At 70.6% G+C, this 15,909-nt stretch carries 12 protein-coding genes; 9 read left to right on the top strand and 3 right to left on the bottom strand.

Annotation, left to right across the window (positions count from 1 at the left end; all coding sequences use genetic code 11):
* Positions 1-37: 37 nt before the first annotated feature.
* Positions 38-3,733, bottom strand: coding sequence for a multifunctional oxoglutarate decarboxylase/oxoglutarate dehydrogenase thiamine pyrophosphate-binding subunit/dihydrolipoyllysine-residue succinyltransferase subunit (locus ABCU91_RS13530; RefSeq protein WP_413354122.1), 3,696 nt, complete (start codon positions 3,731-3,733; stop codon positions 38-40).
* A gap of 148 nt (positions 3,734-3,881) precedes the next feature.
* Between ABCU91_RS13530 and ABCU91_RS13525 the strand changes: the two genes are divergently transcribed.
* From ABCU91_RS13525 to ABCU91_RS13515, 3 genes are all read left to right on the top strand, one after another.
* Positions 3,882-5,336, top strand: a complete 1,455-nt coding sequence (locus ABCU91_RS13525; RefSeq protein ID WP_413354121.1) for a GuaB1 family IMP dehydrogenase-related protein — start codon at positions 3,882-3,884, stop codon at positions 5,334-5,336.
* A 116-nt stretch (positions 5,337-5,452) separates the two neighbouring features.
* Entirely contained in the window at positions 5,453-6,781 is a 1,329-nt protein-coding gene (locus ABCU91_RS13520; protein ID WP_413354120.1) for a hemolysin family protein, read from the top strand.
* On the top strand, positions 6,778-7,830 hold the full coding sequence (locus ABCU91_RS13515) for a hemolysin family protein (protein WP_091355757.1): 1,053 nt from the start codon (positions 6,778-6,780) through the stop codon (positions 7,828-7,830). The genes ABCU91_RS13520 and ABCU91_RS13515 overlap by 4 nt, the downstream gene beginning before the upstream one ends.
* Before the next feature lie 6 nt (positions 7,831-7,836).
* Here ABCU91_RS13515 and ABCU91_RS13510 read toward each other — a convergent pair whose 3' ends face one another.
* A complete protein-coding gene (locus tag ABCU91_RS13510; protein WP_413354119.1) occupies positions 7,837-8,910 on the bottom strand; it encodes an NADH:flavin oxidoreductase/NADH oxidase in 1,074 nt (357 codons plus the stop codon).
* Between the two features lie 21 nt (positions 8,911-8,931).
* Between ABCU91_RS13510 and ABCU91_RS13505 the strand changes: the two genes are divergently transcribed.
* From ABCU91_RS13505 to ABCU91_RS13480, 6 genes are all read left to right on the top strand, one after another.
* Positions 8,932-9,765: an NAD(P)H-hydrate dehydratase gene (locus ABCU91_RS13505; RefSeq protein WP_413354118.1), complete on the top strand. Its 834-nt coding sequence runs from the start codon at positions 8,932-8,934 to the stop codon at positions 9,763-9,765.
* Positions 9,766-9,794: 29 nt separating this feature from the next.
* Positions 9,795-10,997 carry a hypothetical protein gene (locus ABCU91_RS13500; RefSeq protein ID WP_413354117.1) on the top strand — a complete coding sequence of 401 codons (1,203 nt, stop codon included), beginning with the start codon at positions 9,795-9,797 and terminating at the stop codon, positions 10,995-10,997.
* A 22-nt stretch (positions 10,998-11,019) separates the two neighbouring features.
* The gene (locus ABCU91_RS13495) at positions 11,020-11,361 is read left to right on the top strand and encodes an MTH1187 family thiamine-binding protein (RefSeq protein WP_406923652.1); all 342 of its coding nucleotides are present in this window, start codon (positions 11,020-11,022) and stop codon (positions 11,359-11,361) included.
* A complete protein-coding gene (locus ABCU91_RS13490; protein WP_406923653.1) occupies positions 11,358-12,575 on the top strand; it encodes an MFS transporter in 1,218 nt (405 codons plus the stop codon). Before ABCU91_RS13495 ends, ABCU91_RS13490 begins: the two co-directional genes overlap by 4 nt.
* Positions 12,576-12,639: 64 nt before the next feature.
* Positions 12,640-13,122: an SRPBCC family protein gene (locus ABCU91_RS13485; RefSeq protein WP_413354116.1), complete on the top strand. Its 483-nt coding sequence runs from the start codon at positions 12,640-12,642 to the stop codon at positions 13,120-13,122.
* Complete coding sequence (locus ABCU91_RS13480; protein WP_307462213.1) at positions 13,119-14,570, top strand: phytoene desaturase family protein; 1,452 nt, start codon at positions 13,119-13,121, stop codon at positions 14,568-14,570. The genes ABCU91_RS13485 and ABCU91_RS13480 overlap by 4 nt, the downstream gene beginning before the upstream one ends.
* A gap of 7 nt (positions 14,571-14,577) precedes the next feature.
* Here ABCU91_RS13480 and metX read toward each other — a convergent pair whose 3' ends face one another.
* Positions 14,578-15,780 (bottom strand): homoserine O-acetyltransferase MetX, encoded by a 1,203-nt coding sequence (metX, locus tag ABCU91_RS13475; protein ID WP_413354115.1) that lies wholly within the window; start codon positions 15,778-15,780, stop codon positions 14,578-14,580.
* Between the last annotated feature and the right edge of the window lie 129 nt (positions 15,781-15,909).

Raw genomic sequence — 15,909 nt, 5'->3', positions numbered from 1 at the left:
CGAGGCGGGGCCTTCTTCCGTATCCGGATCGGCAGGCTCAGAAGTTGAGCGCCTCGTCCATGATCTCGGCGTGCTGTCGCGCGTGCACCTTCGGCGAGCCGGTGGCCGTGGAGGCCGCCGAGGACCGCGAGATCCGCTTGATCGTCCGGCCGTGGAGGTGCTTGACCACCTCGAGGGCGATGAACGGCCAGGCGCCCTGGTTCTCTGGCTCCTCCTGGACCCAGTAGAGCTCCGCGTTCGGGTAGCTGTCGAGGACCGCGTTCAGCTGCTCGATCGGGGCCGGGTAGTACTGCTCCAGGCGCACGAGCGCGACCTTCTCGTTCGGCTTCTTCTCCAGCTCCGCGGCGAGGTCCCAGTGGATCTTGCCGGCGTGGAGGAGGACGCGGGTGACGGCCTCGCGATCGAGCGAACGCTCGTCGTCGATCACCGGCTCGAACCGACCCTCGAGGAAGTCCTCGACGGGGCTCGTCGCGTTCCGCAGACGCAGCATCGCCTTCGGGGTGAAGACCACGAGCGGGCGGCGCGGACGAGCGTAGGCCTGGCGGCGCAGCAGGTGGAAGTACGACGCGGGCGTTGAGGGACGTGCGACGGTCATGTTGTCCTGCGCGCACATCTGCAGGTAGCGCTCGATGCGCGCCGAAGAGTGGTCCGGTCCCTGGCCCTCGTAACCGTGGGGGAGCAGGAGCACGACGCCCGACTGCTGGCCCCACTTCTGCTCGGCCGAGGAGATGAACTCGTCGATGACCGACTGCGCGCCGTTGGCGAAGTCACCGAACTGGGCCTCCCACAGGGTGAGGGTGTCGGCGCGTTCGACGGAGTAGCCGTACTCGAAGGCCATCGCCGCATACTCGCTGAGGAGCGAGTCGTAGACGTAGAACCGTCCCTGGTTGTCGCTCAGATTCGCCAGCGGCAGCCACTCCTGGCCGTTCGCCCGGTCGTGCATGACGGCGTGACGGGTCACGAACGTGCCGCGGCGGACGTCCTGCCCAGCGAGGCGCACGTTCGACCCTTCGGCCAGGAGCGAGCCGAACGCGAGCAGCTCGCCGAAGCCCCAGTCGATCTTGCCGTTGCGGCTCATGTCGTGGCGCTTGTCGAGCAGCTGCTGGAGCTTCGTGTGCACAGTGAAGCCCTCGGGCTTGTTGACGAAGGCGTCACCGATGCGCTCGATGACCTCGCGGTCGACGGCGGTGGAGTCGGGCTCGCCGACCGCGGGCTCGGCCTGGGTCTCGTCGGAGACGACGGGCGAGGTCCCGGTCTGAGCGGCGTGGATCTCGGCGAAGGCGATCTCGAGGCGGTTCTGGAAGTCCTGCTTGGCCTTCTCGTACTCTTCCTCGGTGATGTCGCCACGACCGACGAGCGCCTCGGTGTAGAGCTTGCGCACCGATCGCTTCGCCTCGATGAGGTTCGTCATCAGAGGCTGCGTCATCGAGGGGTCGTCGCCCTCGTTGTGTCCGCGGCGGCGGTAGCAGACGAGGTCGATGACGACGTCGCGGTTGAACTCCTGGCGGTACCGGAACGCGAGCTCCGCCACGTGGACGACGGCCTCGGGGTCGTCGCCGTTCACGTGGAAGATCGGCGCCTGGATGGTCTTGGCGACATCGGTCGCATAGATCGAGGTGCGCGCGTCGAGCGGGAGGGTCGTGAAGCCGACCTGGTTGTTGACGACCACGTGGACCGTGCCGCCCGTCCGGTAACCGCGCAGACGGGACATCTGCAGCGTCTCCATCACCACGCCCTGGCCGGCGAAAGCCGCGTCACCGTGGACGAGGATCGGCAGCCACGAGAACGAGCCGATGGGCAGGCGGTCCTGCTTGGCGCGGACGATCCCCTCGAGGACGCCGTCGACGGTCTCGAGGTGCGAGGGGTTCGCCGCGAGGTAGACGGGGAGCTCGTCGCCGCCGTCGGCGACGAAGGTGCCCTGCGTGCCCAGGTGGTACTTGACGTCGCCGGACCCGCTCTTCGAACCGACGGCGACCGAGCCTTCGAACTCCCGGAAGAGCTGGCTGTACGTCTTGCCGGCGACGTTGGTGAGGACGTTGAGACGGCCGCGGTGCGCCATCGCGATGGCGGCTCCGTCGAGGCCCTCGGTGGCAGCGCCCTGGAGGATCTGGTCGAGCAGCGGGACGAGCGACTCGCCGCCTTCGAGGCTGAAGCGCTTCTGGCCGACGAACTTCGTCTGCAGGAAGGTCTCGAACGCCTCGGCCTCGTTCAGCTTGCCGAGGACGCGCAGCTGCTCGTCGTGGCCGGGCTTCTGGTACTTGATCTCGAGGTTGTCCTGGAACCACTTGCGCTGCGTCGGGTCCTGGATGTGCATGTACTCGACGCCGACGGTGCGGCAGTAAGAGTCGCGGAGGATCCCGAGGATGTCGCGGAGCTTCATCGTGCGCTTGCCGCCGAAGCCGTTCGTGACGAACTCGCGGTCGAGGTCCCAGAACGTCAGCCCGTGGTTCTCGATCTCGAGGTCGGGGTGCGTGCGCTGGACGTACTCGAGCGGGTCGACGTCGGCCATCATGTGGCCGCGCACGCGGTAGGAGTTGATGAGCTCCTGGACGCGGGCGGTCTTGTCCACGCGCTCGGCGATGTCGACCTTGATGTCGCTCGACCAGCGGATGGGGGAGTACGGGATGCGGAGGGCCGCGAAGATGTCGTCGTAGAACCCCTCCTGCCCGATGAGGAGCTGGTGGACGATCTTCAGGAACTCGCCCGAGCCGGCACCCTGGATGACGCGGTGGTCGTAGGTGCTCGTCAGGGTGATGGTCTTGCCGATGCCGAGCTCGCCCAGCGTCTTCTCGCTCGCACCCTGGAACTCCGCCGGGTAGTCGAGGGCGCCGGCGCCGATGATGCAGCCCTGGCCCTTCATCAGCCGGGGCACGGAGTGGACCGTGCCGATGCCGCCGGGGTTGGTGAGGGACACCGTCGTGCCCTGGAAGTCGGCCGCCGTCAGCTTGTTCTTGCGGGCGCGCTGGACGAGGTCCTCGTAGGCGGAGAGGTATTCGCCGAAGGTGAGGGTCTCGGCCTGCTTGATGCTCGGGACCATGAGGGCTCGCGTGCCGTCGGGCTTGGGGAGGTCGATCGCGATGCCCAGGTTGATGTGCGCCGGCGCGACGACGGACGGCTTGCCGTCGACCTCGGCGTAGAAGACGTTCTGCGTCGGGAACGCCTTGAGGGCCTGGATCAGCGCCCACCCGATGATGTGGGTGAAGCTCACCTTGCCGCCGCGCGTGCGGGACATGTGGTTGTTGATGACGATGCGGTTGTCGATCATCAGCTTCGCGGGGATCGTGCGCACGCTCGTCGCGGTGGGGACGGTCAACGACTCGTCCATGTTTGCGGCGAGGGTCTTCGGCAGGCCGCGCAGCGGGGTGACGGTGTCCTCGAGGGTCGCCTTCTCGCCCGCGGGGGCGGCCTTGGGGGCCTCGGCGGGGATCGGCTGGGGCGCGGCAGGCCGTGCCGTCGTGCGTGCCACGGGCTGGACGCCGGTGGCAGCGGGACGAGAGTCAGCGGCGGGCGCGGCTGCGGGCTCTGCCGGAGCGGATGCGGCCGGTGCGGCGCTCGCTGCGCCGGCTCCGCCGGAGGGGGCATCGGGGGTGTAGGCCTCGAGGACCGGCCACCACTCCTTGTCCACCGAGTTCTTGTCGCGGCTGTACTGCTCGTACAGCTCTGCGACGAGCCATTCGTTGGCTCCGAACTCCCCGTCGCTCGTAGTTCCCACGCCGGTCGCCTGACTGGACACGGTTCCGCCTGCTTTCGTCGTCGACGTTCGAAATGTGCGGGCCTCGCGCGGCCTCGCGCACAGACGTCAAGGGTATCCCAGGTTGTCCCCCCTCCGACCCGCACGGGCCGCCCGGACACAGGGGTTCCCCGTCGCTTAGCGTGGGTGTATGCACTTCTCCGGCGAGCGGCCTGCGGGCGACCTGACCTACTCCGACGTGTTCCTCGTCCCGCGGCGCTCCGACGTGACGAGCCGGCTGGACGTCGACCTCTCTCCGAACGACGGGACGAGCGCGACCATCCCGCTGGTGGCCTCGAACATGAACTCCGTCACCGGCCCCCGGCTGGCCGCGACCCTCGCGCGTCGCGGCGGACTCGCCGTCCTTCCGCAGGACATGGCGCTGCAGGATGTGGATGCGGGCATCCGGTGGGTCAAGGAGCAGCCGGTCCGCTGGGACACGCCGCTCGTGCTCCCGCCCGAGGCCCTGGTCGCGGACGCCGCGGCCCTGTTACCGGCAGCGACGGGACACGGCATCGTCGTCGCGCCCCGCGCGGAGCGGGTCCACAGGGACGACATCCTCGGCATCGTGCCGGCCGAGCGCCTGGGCACCGCCCTGCCCGACGCTCGTCTCGGCGACCTCGTGCGAGGGCGCGCGGCATCCATCGACGCGGACGACGTCGACACCGCGCGTGCCGCGTTCGACCTGCTGATCGCGGCCGAGGCCGACATCGTCACGGTGGTGCAGCACGGGTATCTCGTCGGCACGCTGTCGCAACGGACCGCCCTGCGCTCGTCGCTCTACCGGCCCGCCGTCGACGGTGAGGGGCGGCTGATCGTCGCCGCGGCCGTGGGGATCAACGGCGACGTCGCGGCGAAGGCCCGCGCGCTCGCCGCCGCCGGTGTCGACGCGCTCGTGGTCGACACGGCGCACGGGCACCAGGAGAGCATGATCCGTGCTCTCCGCGCCGTCTCCGCCGAGAACCTCGGACTCCCGATCGTGGCGGGGAACGTCGTGACGGCGGAGGGGGTGCGCGACCTCGTCGAGGCCGGCGCCACGATCCTCAAGGTCGGCGTGGGACCCGGTGCGATGTGCACGACGCGCATGATGACGGCCGTCGGACGCCCGCAGTTCTCGGCTGTCCTCGAGACAGCCGAGGCCGCCGCCGCGGCGGGCGCGCACGTGTGGGCCGACGGCGGCGTCCGCTACCCCCGCGACGTCGCTCTGGCGCTCGCGGCAGGAGCGGCATCCGTCATGATCGGATCCTGGTTCGCGGGCACGATCGAGGCGCCTGGCGACCTGCGCGTCGACGCCGAGGGGCGCGTGTTCAAGGAGTCGTGGGGGATGGCGTCGACGAAGGCGGTGCAGGGACGCTTCGGCCGTCTCGACCCGTTCGAGCGCGCTCGAAAGGAACTGTTCGCCGAGGGCATCTCGTCGTCGCGGATCTACCTCGACCCCCTGCGGCCGAGCGTCGAGGACCTCCTCGACATGATCACCTCGGGGGTCCGCTCCTCGTTCACCTACGCGGGAGCGGCGACCGTCGCCGATTTCCACGAACGGGCGACGGTGGGCTTCCAGTCCGCGGCCGGCTACGAAGAGGGCAAAGCGCTGCCGGTCAGCTGGTGAGAGAACGCGCCCGCGCGACGCGCGCGGTGCCGTAGAATCATCCCCACAATGGACGACCCTCCCAGTAGACCTTCGCCCCACCGACCCTGCTCCCCGATGATCGGGGGTGACGTGTGATGGACTACGTCATGTTGGGCGTGGGGCTGCTCCTGACAGTGGGAACCGGCCTGTTCGTCGCCAGTGAGTTCGCACTCGTCAACCTCGACCGGGCCGACCTCGAGTCGCGCCGCGCCGCCGGCGAGAGCCGACTGTCGCTCACGATCAACGCGCTGCGGATCACGTCGACGCATCTTTCGAGCGCACAGCTCGGCATCACGCTGACGACCCTCCTCACCGGTTACACGATGGAACCGGCGCTCTCGAATCTGCTGAACCCGGTGTTCGAGTCGTGGGGTGTGCCGGAAGCGGCATCCCGCCCCATCGCGACCGTCGTCGCCATGGCCACGGCGACGATCTTCTCGATGATCATCGGCGAGCTCGTCCCGAAGAACTTCGCGCTCGCGGTTCCCCGCCAGACCGCGAAGCTCGTCATCGGGTTCCAGACCGTCTTCACGACCGTCTTCAAGCCCGCCATCCAGCTGCTCAACGGCAGCGCGAACGCCGTGCTCCGTGCCATGGGCGTCGAGCCCAAGGAGGAGCTCTCCGGTGCCCGCACCGCGGAAGAGCTGTCGAGCCTGGTCCGCCGCTCGGCCAGCGCCGGCGTCCTCGAGGAGGACACCGCGTCGCTGCTCGACCGCACGCTCACGTTCTCACGTCTCACGACGGCTGACGTCATGACCCCGCGACCCAGCGTCCACGCCGTCGCCGCCGATGACAGCGTCGAGGACGTCATCCAGCTCGCCCGACGCACCGGCCACAGCCGGTTCCCCGTGTACGGCGAGTCGATGGACGACATCACGGGCATCGTCCATCTGAAGCAAGCGGTGTCCGTGCCGCGTGACCGACGCGCGGACGTCCCGGCCGCCGCGATCGCGGAGGAGCCGCTGCGCGTCCCCGAAGCCGTGCACCTCGACGGTCTGATGTCCGAACTGCGCTCGCGCGGGTACCAGATGGCGATCGTCGTCGACGAGTACGGCGGCACTGCGGGTGTCGTCACCCTTGAGGACCTCGTGGAGGAGATCGTCGGCGAGGTGCTCGACGAGCACGACCGCAGCCGTGCCGGCGTCGTCCGCGCCAAGGGGTCGATCATCTTCCCGGGAGACCTGCGCCCCGACGAGGTGCTCGACCGCACCGGCATCCGCGTGCCTGAAGGCGACGTCTACGACACGGTCGGCGGATTCATCATGGCCACGCTGGAGCGCATCCCCACGGTGGGAGACCAGATCACCCTCGACGACGGGACCATCACCGTGCAGCGGATGGACGGTCGCCGCGTCGACCGCGTGAAGTTCGTGCCCGCTCCCGTGCCGGTCGGCGCCGAGACCGAGGGGGGTGAGGGTCGATGAACGACTGGGTCGGAATCGCATGGCTCGTCGTCCTCCTGGTGGCCAACGCCTTCTTCGTCGGAGCCGAGTTCGCCGTCATCTCGGCGCGACGCTCGCAGATCGAGCCGCTCGCCGAGAAGGGTTCGCGCTCGGCCAAGACGGCCCTGTGGGCCATGGAGCACGCGACGCTCATGCTGGCGACGTGCCAGCTCGGCATCACGATCTGCTCACTGCTGATCCTGAACGTGTCGGAGCCGGCGATCCATCACCTGCTCGCGGTGCCGCTCGAGGCGATCGGGCTGCCGTACGCGGTCGTCGACGTCACGGGCTTCGTCATCGCGCTGCTGCTCGTCTCGTACCTGCACGTCGTGTTCGGCGAGATGGTGCCGAAGAACCTCGCGTTCTCGCTGCCGGATCGCGCCGTGCTGCTGCTCGCGCCGCCGCTCGTGTTCGTGTCACGGGTGTTCCACCCGATCATCGTGGCGCTCAACTGGATCGCGAACCACGTCGTGCGGCTGTTCCGCGTCGAGCCGAAGGACGAGGCCGCCTCGACCTTCACGCTCGACGAGGTCGCCACCATCGTGAACCAGTCGCGCATCGAGGGCGTGCTGGATGACGCCTCGGGCGCGGTCGCTGCGGCGGTGGAGTTCACCGACAAGAAGGCGAAGGATGTCGCGGTCCCGCTCTCGGAGCTCGTCACCCTGCCCGAGCACACGACGCCCGACGAGATCGAGCGCGCCGTCGCTCGTCACGGTTTCTCGCGGTACGTGATCGTCGACGACGAGGGGATGCCGCTCGGCTACGTCCACCTGAAGGACGTCCTCCGGGCCGCCGAGGGGGAGGACTCCGAGGACACGGTCGCCCAGCCGATCAAGCCCAAGCGGATCCACCACATGATCCCCATCGGCGAGGCCACCGACCTCGAGGACGCCCTCGCCCTCATGCGCCGGTCGAGCCGTCACCTGGCGCAGGTGCGCGACTCGGCGGGTGAGACGACGGCCGTGCTGTTCCTCGAGGACATCATCGAGGAACTCGTCGGCGAAGTGCACGACGCGACGCGTCGCCTCTGACGGGGCTCAGCGCCGGCGGGCGCGGAGGTACTGCGGCGGCCACAGCGCCGCAGCCTCCGCGTCGCCCAGGTCGTCCGCGGCCTGGAGGGCGAAGTGCGGGTTCCGCAACCAGCCGCGGCCGACCATGACCGCGTCGGCGAGTCCGTCCTGCAGGACGGCCTCGGCCTGCGGGCCGTCGACGATCTCGCCGACGGCCGTGACGAGGAGCCCGGTGCGCTCGCGGACGGTCGCGGCGAACGGAACCTGGTATCCCGGCCCGGTCGTGATCTTCTGATGCGCGACGAGTCCGCCGGTCGAGATGTCGATGACGCTCGCCCCGCGCTCGCCGACCCAGCCGGCGACGGTCGCGGTCTCGTCGACGTTCCAGCCGCCGTCGGCCCAGTCGGTCGCCGAGAAGCGGACCGCGAGGGTGCGGCCGGGTGCGGCATCCCGAACCGCGTCGACGACCCGCAGAAGCAGGCGGGCGCGGTTCTCCAACGATCCGCCGTACTCGTCGGTGCGCTCGTTCGACAGCGGTGAGAGGAACTGGTGCAGCAGGTAGCCGTGCGCCGCGTGGATCTCGAGCAGGTCGAAGCCGGCCTCGTCGGCGCGGCGAGCGGCGTCGCCGAACGCGACCACGAGGGCGTCGATCCCGCTCGCGTCGAGGGCGACGGGCTCGGCGTAGCCGTCGAACGCGATCGCTGAGGGGGCGACGGTCGTCCAGCCGCCCTCGGCGACGGCGACGCTGCCGCGCGCATCGTCGAACGGGCGGTGGGTCGACGCCTTCCGGCCCGCGTGAGCGAGCTGGACGCCGGCGAGGGCTCCGCGCGAGTGGATCGCGGCGACGATGGGAGCCCAGGCATCCCGCTGCGCGTCGTTCCACAGCCCTGTGTCGGACGGCGTGATCCGTCCCTCCGGCACGACGGCCGTCGCCTCGGCGATGACCACCCCGGCGCCGCCGTTCGCGAACTGAGCGAGGTGCACGTGGTGCCAGTCGTTCGGCACGCCGTCGACGGCGGAGTACTGGCACATGGGCGAGACCCAGAGCCGGTTGCGGGCGGTCGTACCGGACAGCTCGAGCGGGCGGAAGAGGAGGGTCATGAGCAGACTCCGTCGCATAGGGTGGGCGCCATGACGGCGCGGATGTGGAACAGGGCGGACACCGCCGCCGTCCTCACCGAGCCAACGGCGGACGACGACAAGTATTCCCGCGGTGTGGTCGGGATGCGGACCGGTTCGGCCGCCTTCCCGGGAGCTGCGGTCCTCGGCGTCGAGGCGGCGTGGCGCACCGGCGTGGGGATGGTGCGATACCTGGGACCCGCGCGGGCGGCCGACCACATCCTCGCCCGGCGGCCCGAGACGGTGACCGCGGACGGCCGCGTTCAGGCGTGGGTGATCGGGTCCGGGACGGATGCCGCGCACCGCTCGGCGCGCGAACGCGCGGCGCTCGTCGGCATCCTGTCGGCCGACGTCCCCGTCGTCGTCGACGCCGGGGCGCTGGACCTCGCCGTCGATGCGCCGGCCCCCGTCGTGGCGACGCCGCACGGTCGCGAGCACGCCCGGCTGCGCGCTCTGCTGGGACTCGATCCGGACGTCGACGACGTCGCCGGTACCGCGGCCGCGCTGGGCGGTGTCGTCGTTCGGAAGGGGGCGACGACCGTCGTCGCCGCACCCGGGATCGACCCGATCGAGATCGCCGCGCCGACGTCGTGGCTGGCGACCGCTGGGACGGGCGACGTCCTCGCGGGGACCGTCGGTGCCGTCCTCGCCGGGGTCATCGGACACGGGACGTCGCCGGGTGACCTCGGCGCACTGCAGCGGGCCGCGGCATCCGCCGTCTGGCTGCACGGACACGCGGCCGCGCTCGCCGTCGCGTCCCACGGCGGAGGACCGATCGTCGCGCTCGACGTCGCCGAGCACTTGCCGCACGCCGTCGCAGCGGCGCTCGCCGGGTGACGCGAGCGCATCGCCCTAGGCTGGAGGGCGTGACGAACCGCGTGCTGCTCTGGGCCGCGTTCGCCCTCGTCCACCTCGTCGTCGGTGCGCTCGGCTTCCTTCTGCCGAACGAGCCCATGGGCGACGTCTACCGCGTCTACGAACCCTGGTCGCAGGCCGTGTTCTCGGGCGGCGGGATCGTCGGCGTCACGCAGGACTGGGTGTATCCGCATCTCGCGCTCCTGCCGATGCTCCTCGCGCACGTGCCCGGAGCGCTCGTCGGAAGCTACACGGTCGGGTGGGCGATCCTCGTGACGGTCCTCGACGCGGTCGCCTTCGCGATCCTGGTCGGCGCGGGTCGCTCGATCGGGCGCCTGAGCGCGGCGGGGTTCTGGCTCGCGGCGACCGTCGCCCTCGGGCCCGTCGGAATGTATCGGATCGACGCGGTCTCGGTTCCGCTCGCGATCCTCGGATGCCTGTGGCTCCTGCGCCGGCCGGGGGTCGCCGGTGCGCTGCTCGCTGCCGCGACGTGGATCAAGATCTGGCCCGCCGCCCTCGTCGGGGCCGCGGTCGTCGCGGTCCGTCGGCGCAGCGTCATCCTCGGGGCAGGGGTGATGGTGAGCGTGGTCGTCATCGGCGTCGTCGTCGCCGCGGGAGGCGCCGACCACGCCCTCGGCTTCGTGACCGGTCAGACCGGACGCGGACTGCAGGTCGAGGCACCGGTGAGCGCCGTCTACCTCTGGGGTGCACTCCTCGGCCTCGAGGGCTGGAGCGTCTACTACGACCAGGGGATCCTCACCTTCCAGGTGTCGGGGCCCTTCCTCGGCACCGTGTCGGCGCTCATGACGCCCGTGCTCGTCCTCGCCGCCGTCGCGGTCGTGGGGATCGGTGCGATCAAGGCTCGTCGGCACGTCCCTTTCGTGCGGCTGTTCCCGACGTTGGGCCTCGCGCTCACGACCGTCCTCATCGTCGTGAACAAGGTCGGTTCGCCGCAGTTCCAGACGTGGCTTTTCGCCATCGTCGCATTCGGGCTCGTCGTCGATCGTCGACGGTGGATCGCGCCCGGAGCCCTCGTGCTGGTGTCGGCCGGCCTCACCCAGTTCGTCTATCCCGTGCTCTACAACGGGATCGTGGCTCCCGAGGTCGTCGCCGTGAGCGTGCTGACGCTCCGCAACCTCGCGCTGATCGCGCTGCTGGTGTGGATGGTCGTCCGTCTCGTCCGCCTACCCGTTCCCGTCCGTTCCATCCACTGATGCACAGATCCGGAGGTTCCCCATGATCGTCGCCTTCTCCGTCGCCCCGTCCGGCAACGGCAATCCGGACGGTTCCGTCCACGACGCCGTGGCAGCGGCCGTCGCCGTCGTCCGCGCCTCGGGCCTGCCGCACCGGACCACGAGCATGTTCACCGAGATCGAGGGGGAGTGGGACGAGGTGATGGCCGTGGTCAAGGGCGCGGTCGACGCCGTCCAACCCTTCGGGTCGCGTGTCTCGCTCGTGCTGAAAGCCGACATCCGTCCGGGGTACACAGGCGAGATCGACGGCAAGATCGAGCGCCTCGAGTCCGCGCTCGAATCGATTCGTCCCGAGGAGCGGGGCGGGACTACGATCCCTGAGTGACCTCGACGCCGACCCATCCTCGCCGCGCCCTCCTGGCGCTGGCCATCGGCAGCTTCGGCATCGGGATGACCGAGTTCGTCGTGATGGGGCTGCTGCCCGAGATCGCGCGCGAGCTGCTTCCCACCGCGTGGGCGAGCTCGCAGGAGGACGCGATCGCCCAGGCGGGATGGCTCATCACGCTCTACGCCCTCGGCGTCGTCATTGGAGCTCCGACGATCGCCGCATCCGTGGCCAAGTACCCGCGTCACCGCGTCATGGTGCTCCTGGCCGGCGCTCTGACCGTGTGCAACGCGCTGACGCTGATCCTGCCGACGTTCGAGCTCGTCGCGGCATCCCGTCTTCTCGCGGGCCTGCCGCACGGCGCGTACTTCGGGATCGGTGCGCTCGTCGCCGCCGATGTCATGGGGCCGGGGAACCGCGCCAAGGGCGTCGCGTTCGTCCTCACGGGCCTCACGGTGGCGAACGTCGTCGGCGTTCCGCTCGGTACGTTCCTCGGTCAGAACCTCGGCTGGCGCTGGGCGTTCGTGCTGGTCGTCCTCATCTTCGCGGCCGCGACCCTCGCGATCGCCCTCACCGTCCCGCACCGCCCCGGGGAGCCGTCGCGCACGCTCCGGGCCGAGCTGGGGGTGTTCCGGATCGGACAGGTGTGGTTCGCGCTCGGGATCGGCGCGATCGGCTTCGGGGGCTTCTTCGCGGTCTACACGTACGTCTCGCCGCTGGTCACCGAGGCCGCCGGGGCACCCGCCTGGCTCGTCCCCGTCGTGCTCGTGATCCTGGGATTGGGGATGACGGCGGGCAACCTCGTCGGCGGTCACCTCGCCGACGTCAACCTGATCCGATCGATGTTCGGGCTCCTGGCCCTCCTCGTCGTCACCCAGCTGCTCCTCGCGCTGACCGCCGGGTGGATCGTCACCGTGATCGTCTTCGTCTTCGCGGTCGCCTTCGCATCGTCGGCCGTGAGCCCGACGATCCAGACCCGGTTGATGGACGTCGCCGGTGACAACCAGTCGATCGCCGCCGCCCTGAACCACTCCGCCCTCAACACGGGCAATGCGGTCGGTGCGGCTCTCGGCGGCGCCGTCATCGCGGCCGGACTCGGCTTCACGGCTCCCGTCTGGGTGGGGCTGCTGCTGGCCCTCGGCGGACTCGGGATCGCCGCCCTCAGCATCGGCCTCGAACGCCGCTCGGCCGCGCGCACCCCGGCCGAGGTCTGACACGCCTCGTCCGAGGGCGCAACCCCGTCCGTGACGCTCGGCCTCAGTCGCTAGCGTCGGAGGCATGTCCCGCAACTCGCGCGTGTTCGCCTGCACCCCTGACGACGTCTTCGCCGTGCTCGGCGACGGGTGGCTCTTCCCGTCGTGGGTCGTCGGCGCGTCCCGGATGCGAGAAGTCGCCGAGAGCTGGCCCGAGGTCGGTTCGCACCTGCACCACTCGTTCGGCGTGTGGCCGGCTCTGATCGACGACGAGACCGAGGTGCTGGCGTACGACCCGCCGCGTCACCTCCTCCTCCGTGCGAAGGGGTGGCCGATGGGTGAGGCGCAGGTCGACATCCAGGTGAGGCCGCACCGCGACGGCGCCGTCGTCCGCATCCAGGAAGAGGCCGTCGCGGGACCCGGGAGTCTCATCCCGCCCGCGCTCCTCGACATCGCCCTGCAGCTGCGGAACGCCGAGACCCTCCACCGCCTCGCCTACCTCGCCGAGGGGCGCGCCGCGCGCCCGACCGATGAGACCACCGCCGAGGACGAGGGCGTCGGCGAGTGAGCGACCTCGACGCGATCGTGGTCGGCGCGGGTCCGAACGGACTCGCGGCGGCCGTCACCCTGGCCCGTGCCGGTCTCAGCGTGCGTGTGTACGAGAAGGGCGGCACCATCGGCGGCGGCGCGCGCACGATGGAGATGACCCTCCCCGGCTACCTGCACGACGTCTGCTCGGCCGTGCACCCGCTCGCCTTCGAGAGCCGCTTCTTCCGCGAGTTCGGATTGGGGAGGCGCGTCGACTTCGCCGTCCCCGACGCCTCGTTCGCCCAGCCCCTCGACGGCGGCCGGGCCGCGATCGCTTACCGCGACCTCGACCGCACCGCCGAGAGCCTCGGCCGCGACGGCGACGCGTACGCGCGCCTGATGCGCCCGCTCGTGGAGCGCGCGTCCGGCGTCTCGGACTTCACCGGTCATCCGCTGCTGCGCGTACCCGCCGATCCGGCCGCCGCCGTGTGGTTCGGCCTGCGGGCTCTCGAACAGGGGAGCGGGCTGTGGAACGCGCGCTTCGCGGAGGATGCCGCTCCGGCCCTGCTCACCGGTGTCGCCGCGCACACGATCCTGTCGCTCCCGAGCCTGGCGGCGGCGGGAGCGGGACTCGCACTCTCGACCTACGGGCATGCGCGCGGGTGGCCGATCCCGATCGGCGGCAGTCAGAGCATCGTCGACGCCATGGCCGACGACCTGCGCGAGCACGGCGGCGAGATCGTCACCGATCAGGAGGTCGAGTCGCTGCGGGAGCTGCCCGATGCGAAGGCCGTCCTGCTCGATGTCGTCCCGCGCGATTTCCTCCGAATCGCGGGCGACGCCGTTCCCGCCGGCTACCGGGGCGCCCTCGAGCGCTTCCGCTACGGCGGCGCGGTCGCGAAGGTCGACTTCGCCCTCTCAGGCCCCGTCCCGTGGGCGAACGAGGAGGTCCGCTCGGCCGGCACCGTCCACGTCGGCGGCACGCGCGCCGAGATGGCGGCATCCGAGAACCTCATCTCCCGCGGCGGACTTCCCGACGCTCCCTACGTGCTGGTCGCGCAGCCGTCGGGGTTCGATTCGTCGCGCGCCCCCGCCGGAGCTCATGTGCTCTGGACGTACACGCACGTCCCCTCGGGGAGCACCGCCGATCGCGCCGACGCCGTCATCCGGCAGATCGAGCGGTTCGCGCCCGGCTTCCGCGACCTGATCGTCGGCATGAATTCGCGGAACGCGGTCGAGGTCGAAACCGAGAACCCGAACTACCCCGGCGGGGACATCGCGGCGGGGGCTCCCGCCCTCTGGCAGCTGCTCAAACGGCCGGTCGTGTCGCGTGAGCCGTGGCGCACGCCGCTCGACGGGGTCTACCTGTGCTCGGCGTCGACGAGTCCGGGGCCCGGTGTGCACGGCCTGGCCGGGTGGCATGCGGCGCGGTCGGCGCTGCGCCACACGTTCGGCACGCGGATCTCCCCGGATCTCGCGCCGCGGTAGTCGGACGTCAGCTCTCGAGCAGGCGTCGAAGGTGGCGTCCGACGGGTTCGGTCTCGATGAGGAAGCCGTCGTGACCGAAGTCGCTCGAGAGGACGACCGTGTCGTCATGGATGGTGGTGCGGATGCCGCGGCTGATGCGGTGCTGCCCCTCCACAGGGAACAGGCGGTCGCTGTCGACCCCGAGCACGAGGGTGCGTGCCGTCACCCGGGCGAGGGCCTCCTCGACGCCGCCGCGGTCGCGTCCGACGTCGTGCGAGTTCATCGCCTCGACGAGGGTCAGGTAGGAGTTCGCGTCGAACCTCCGGGTGAAGCGGTTGCCGTGGAAGTCGAGGTAGCTCTCGACGGCGTAGCGACCGCCTTCGCCGAAGGGGCTCTTGTCGGACTGCCAGGACCGCTGGAAGCGCTGATTCAGCTCCGTCGGGGTGCGGTAGTTCAGAAGCGCCATCCGGCGCGCGAGCGAGAGCCCCCGGTGGGGTCCGTCGCCGTCGGGGGCGTCGTAGTAGTTGCCGCCCGCGAAGCGCGGATCCATCTGGATCGCCGCGAGCTGGACGGAGTTCAGTGCGACCTGGTCGGCCGTCGTCGTCGGAGGCGAGCAGAGCACGCCGAGGCGCTCGACCCGCTCCGGGTGCCCGACCGCCCACTCCAGGGCGTGCATGCCGCCCATCGAGCCGCCGATCACTCCCGCCCAGACGTCGATGCCGAGGGCGTCCGCCAGCATGACCTGCGCGGCGACCTGGTCGCGGATCGTGAGGAACGGGAAGCGGGAGGCCCACTCGTAGCCGTCCGGGGCGATGCTCGCGGGGCCGGTCGACCCCTGGCATCCGCCCAGCATGTTCGGCGCCACGACGAACCAGCGGTCGGTGTCGATGGCCCTTCCGGGGCCCACGACATCTCCCCACCAGCCTTCGGTCGCGTGCCCGGGGACGGCGTCGCCGCGCACGTGGCTGTCGCCGGTGAGGGCGTGCAGGATCAGCACGGCGTTGTCGCGGGCGGAGGAGAGCTCGCCCCACGTCTCGTACGCCAGACGGATGCCGGGGAGGCTGGCTCCGCTCTCGGTGGTGAACGCGCCGAACCGCGCGAACCTGCGCTCCCCGATCGGGTCGCCGTCACGCCAGGCGCCGGTCGCCGGTGGGCGCCCGAGGAGCGACCGGGCGTCTGCCTCGGTCACCGGAGCCGAGGGCACCGTGTCTTCCGAGGTCTGCCAGTCCATACGACTATTCTCCCGGCCGATGGGGAGGGTCAGCGCAGTGTTACGGGGCACGGACACCTTCGAAAGTTTCCGCCGAAAGGCGGGCGCGGGACCTTCGGACCCGTCGTTAGCGTCGGGGAGATCACCATT

Origin of the sequence: Microbacterium phoenicis (genome assembly GCF_047302325.1) — a bacterium.
GTDB lineage: Bacteria > Actinomycetota > Actinomycetes > Actinomycetales > Microbacteriaceae > Microbacterium.
The sequence above is the reverse complement of the archived record's forward strand: the minus strand, read 5'-3'. Positions and strand labels throughout refer to the sequence as shown.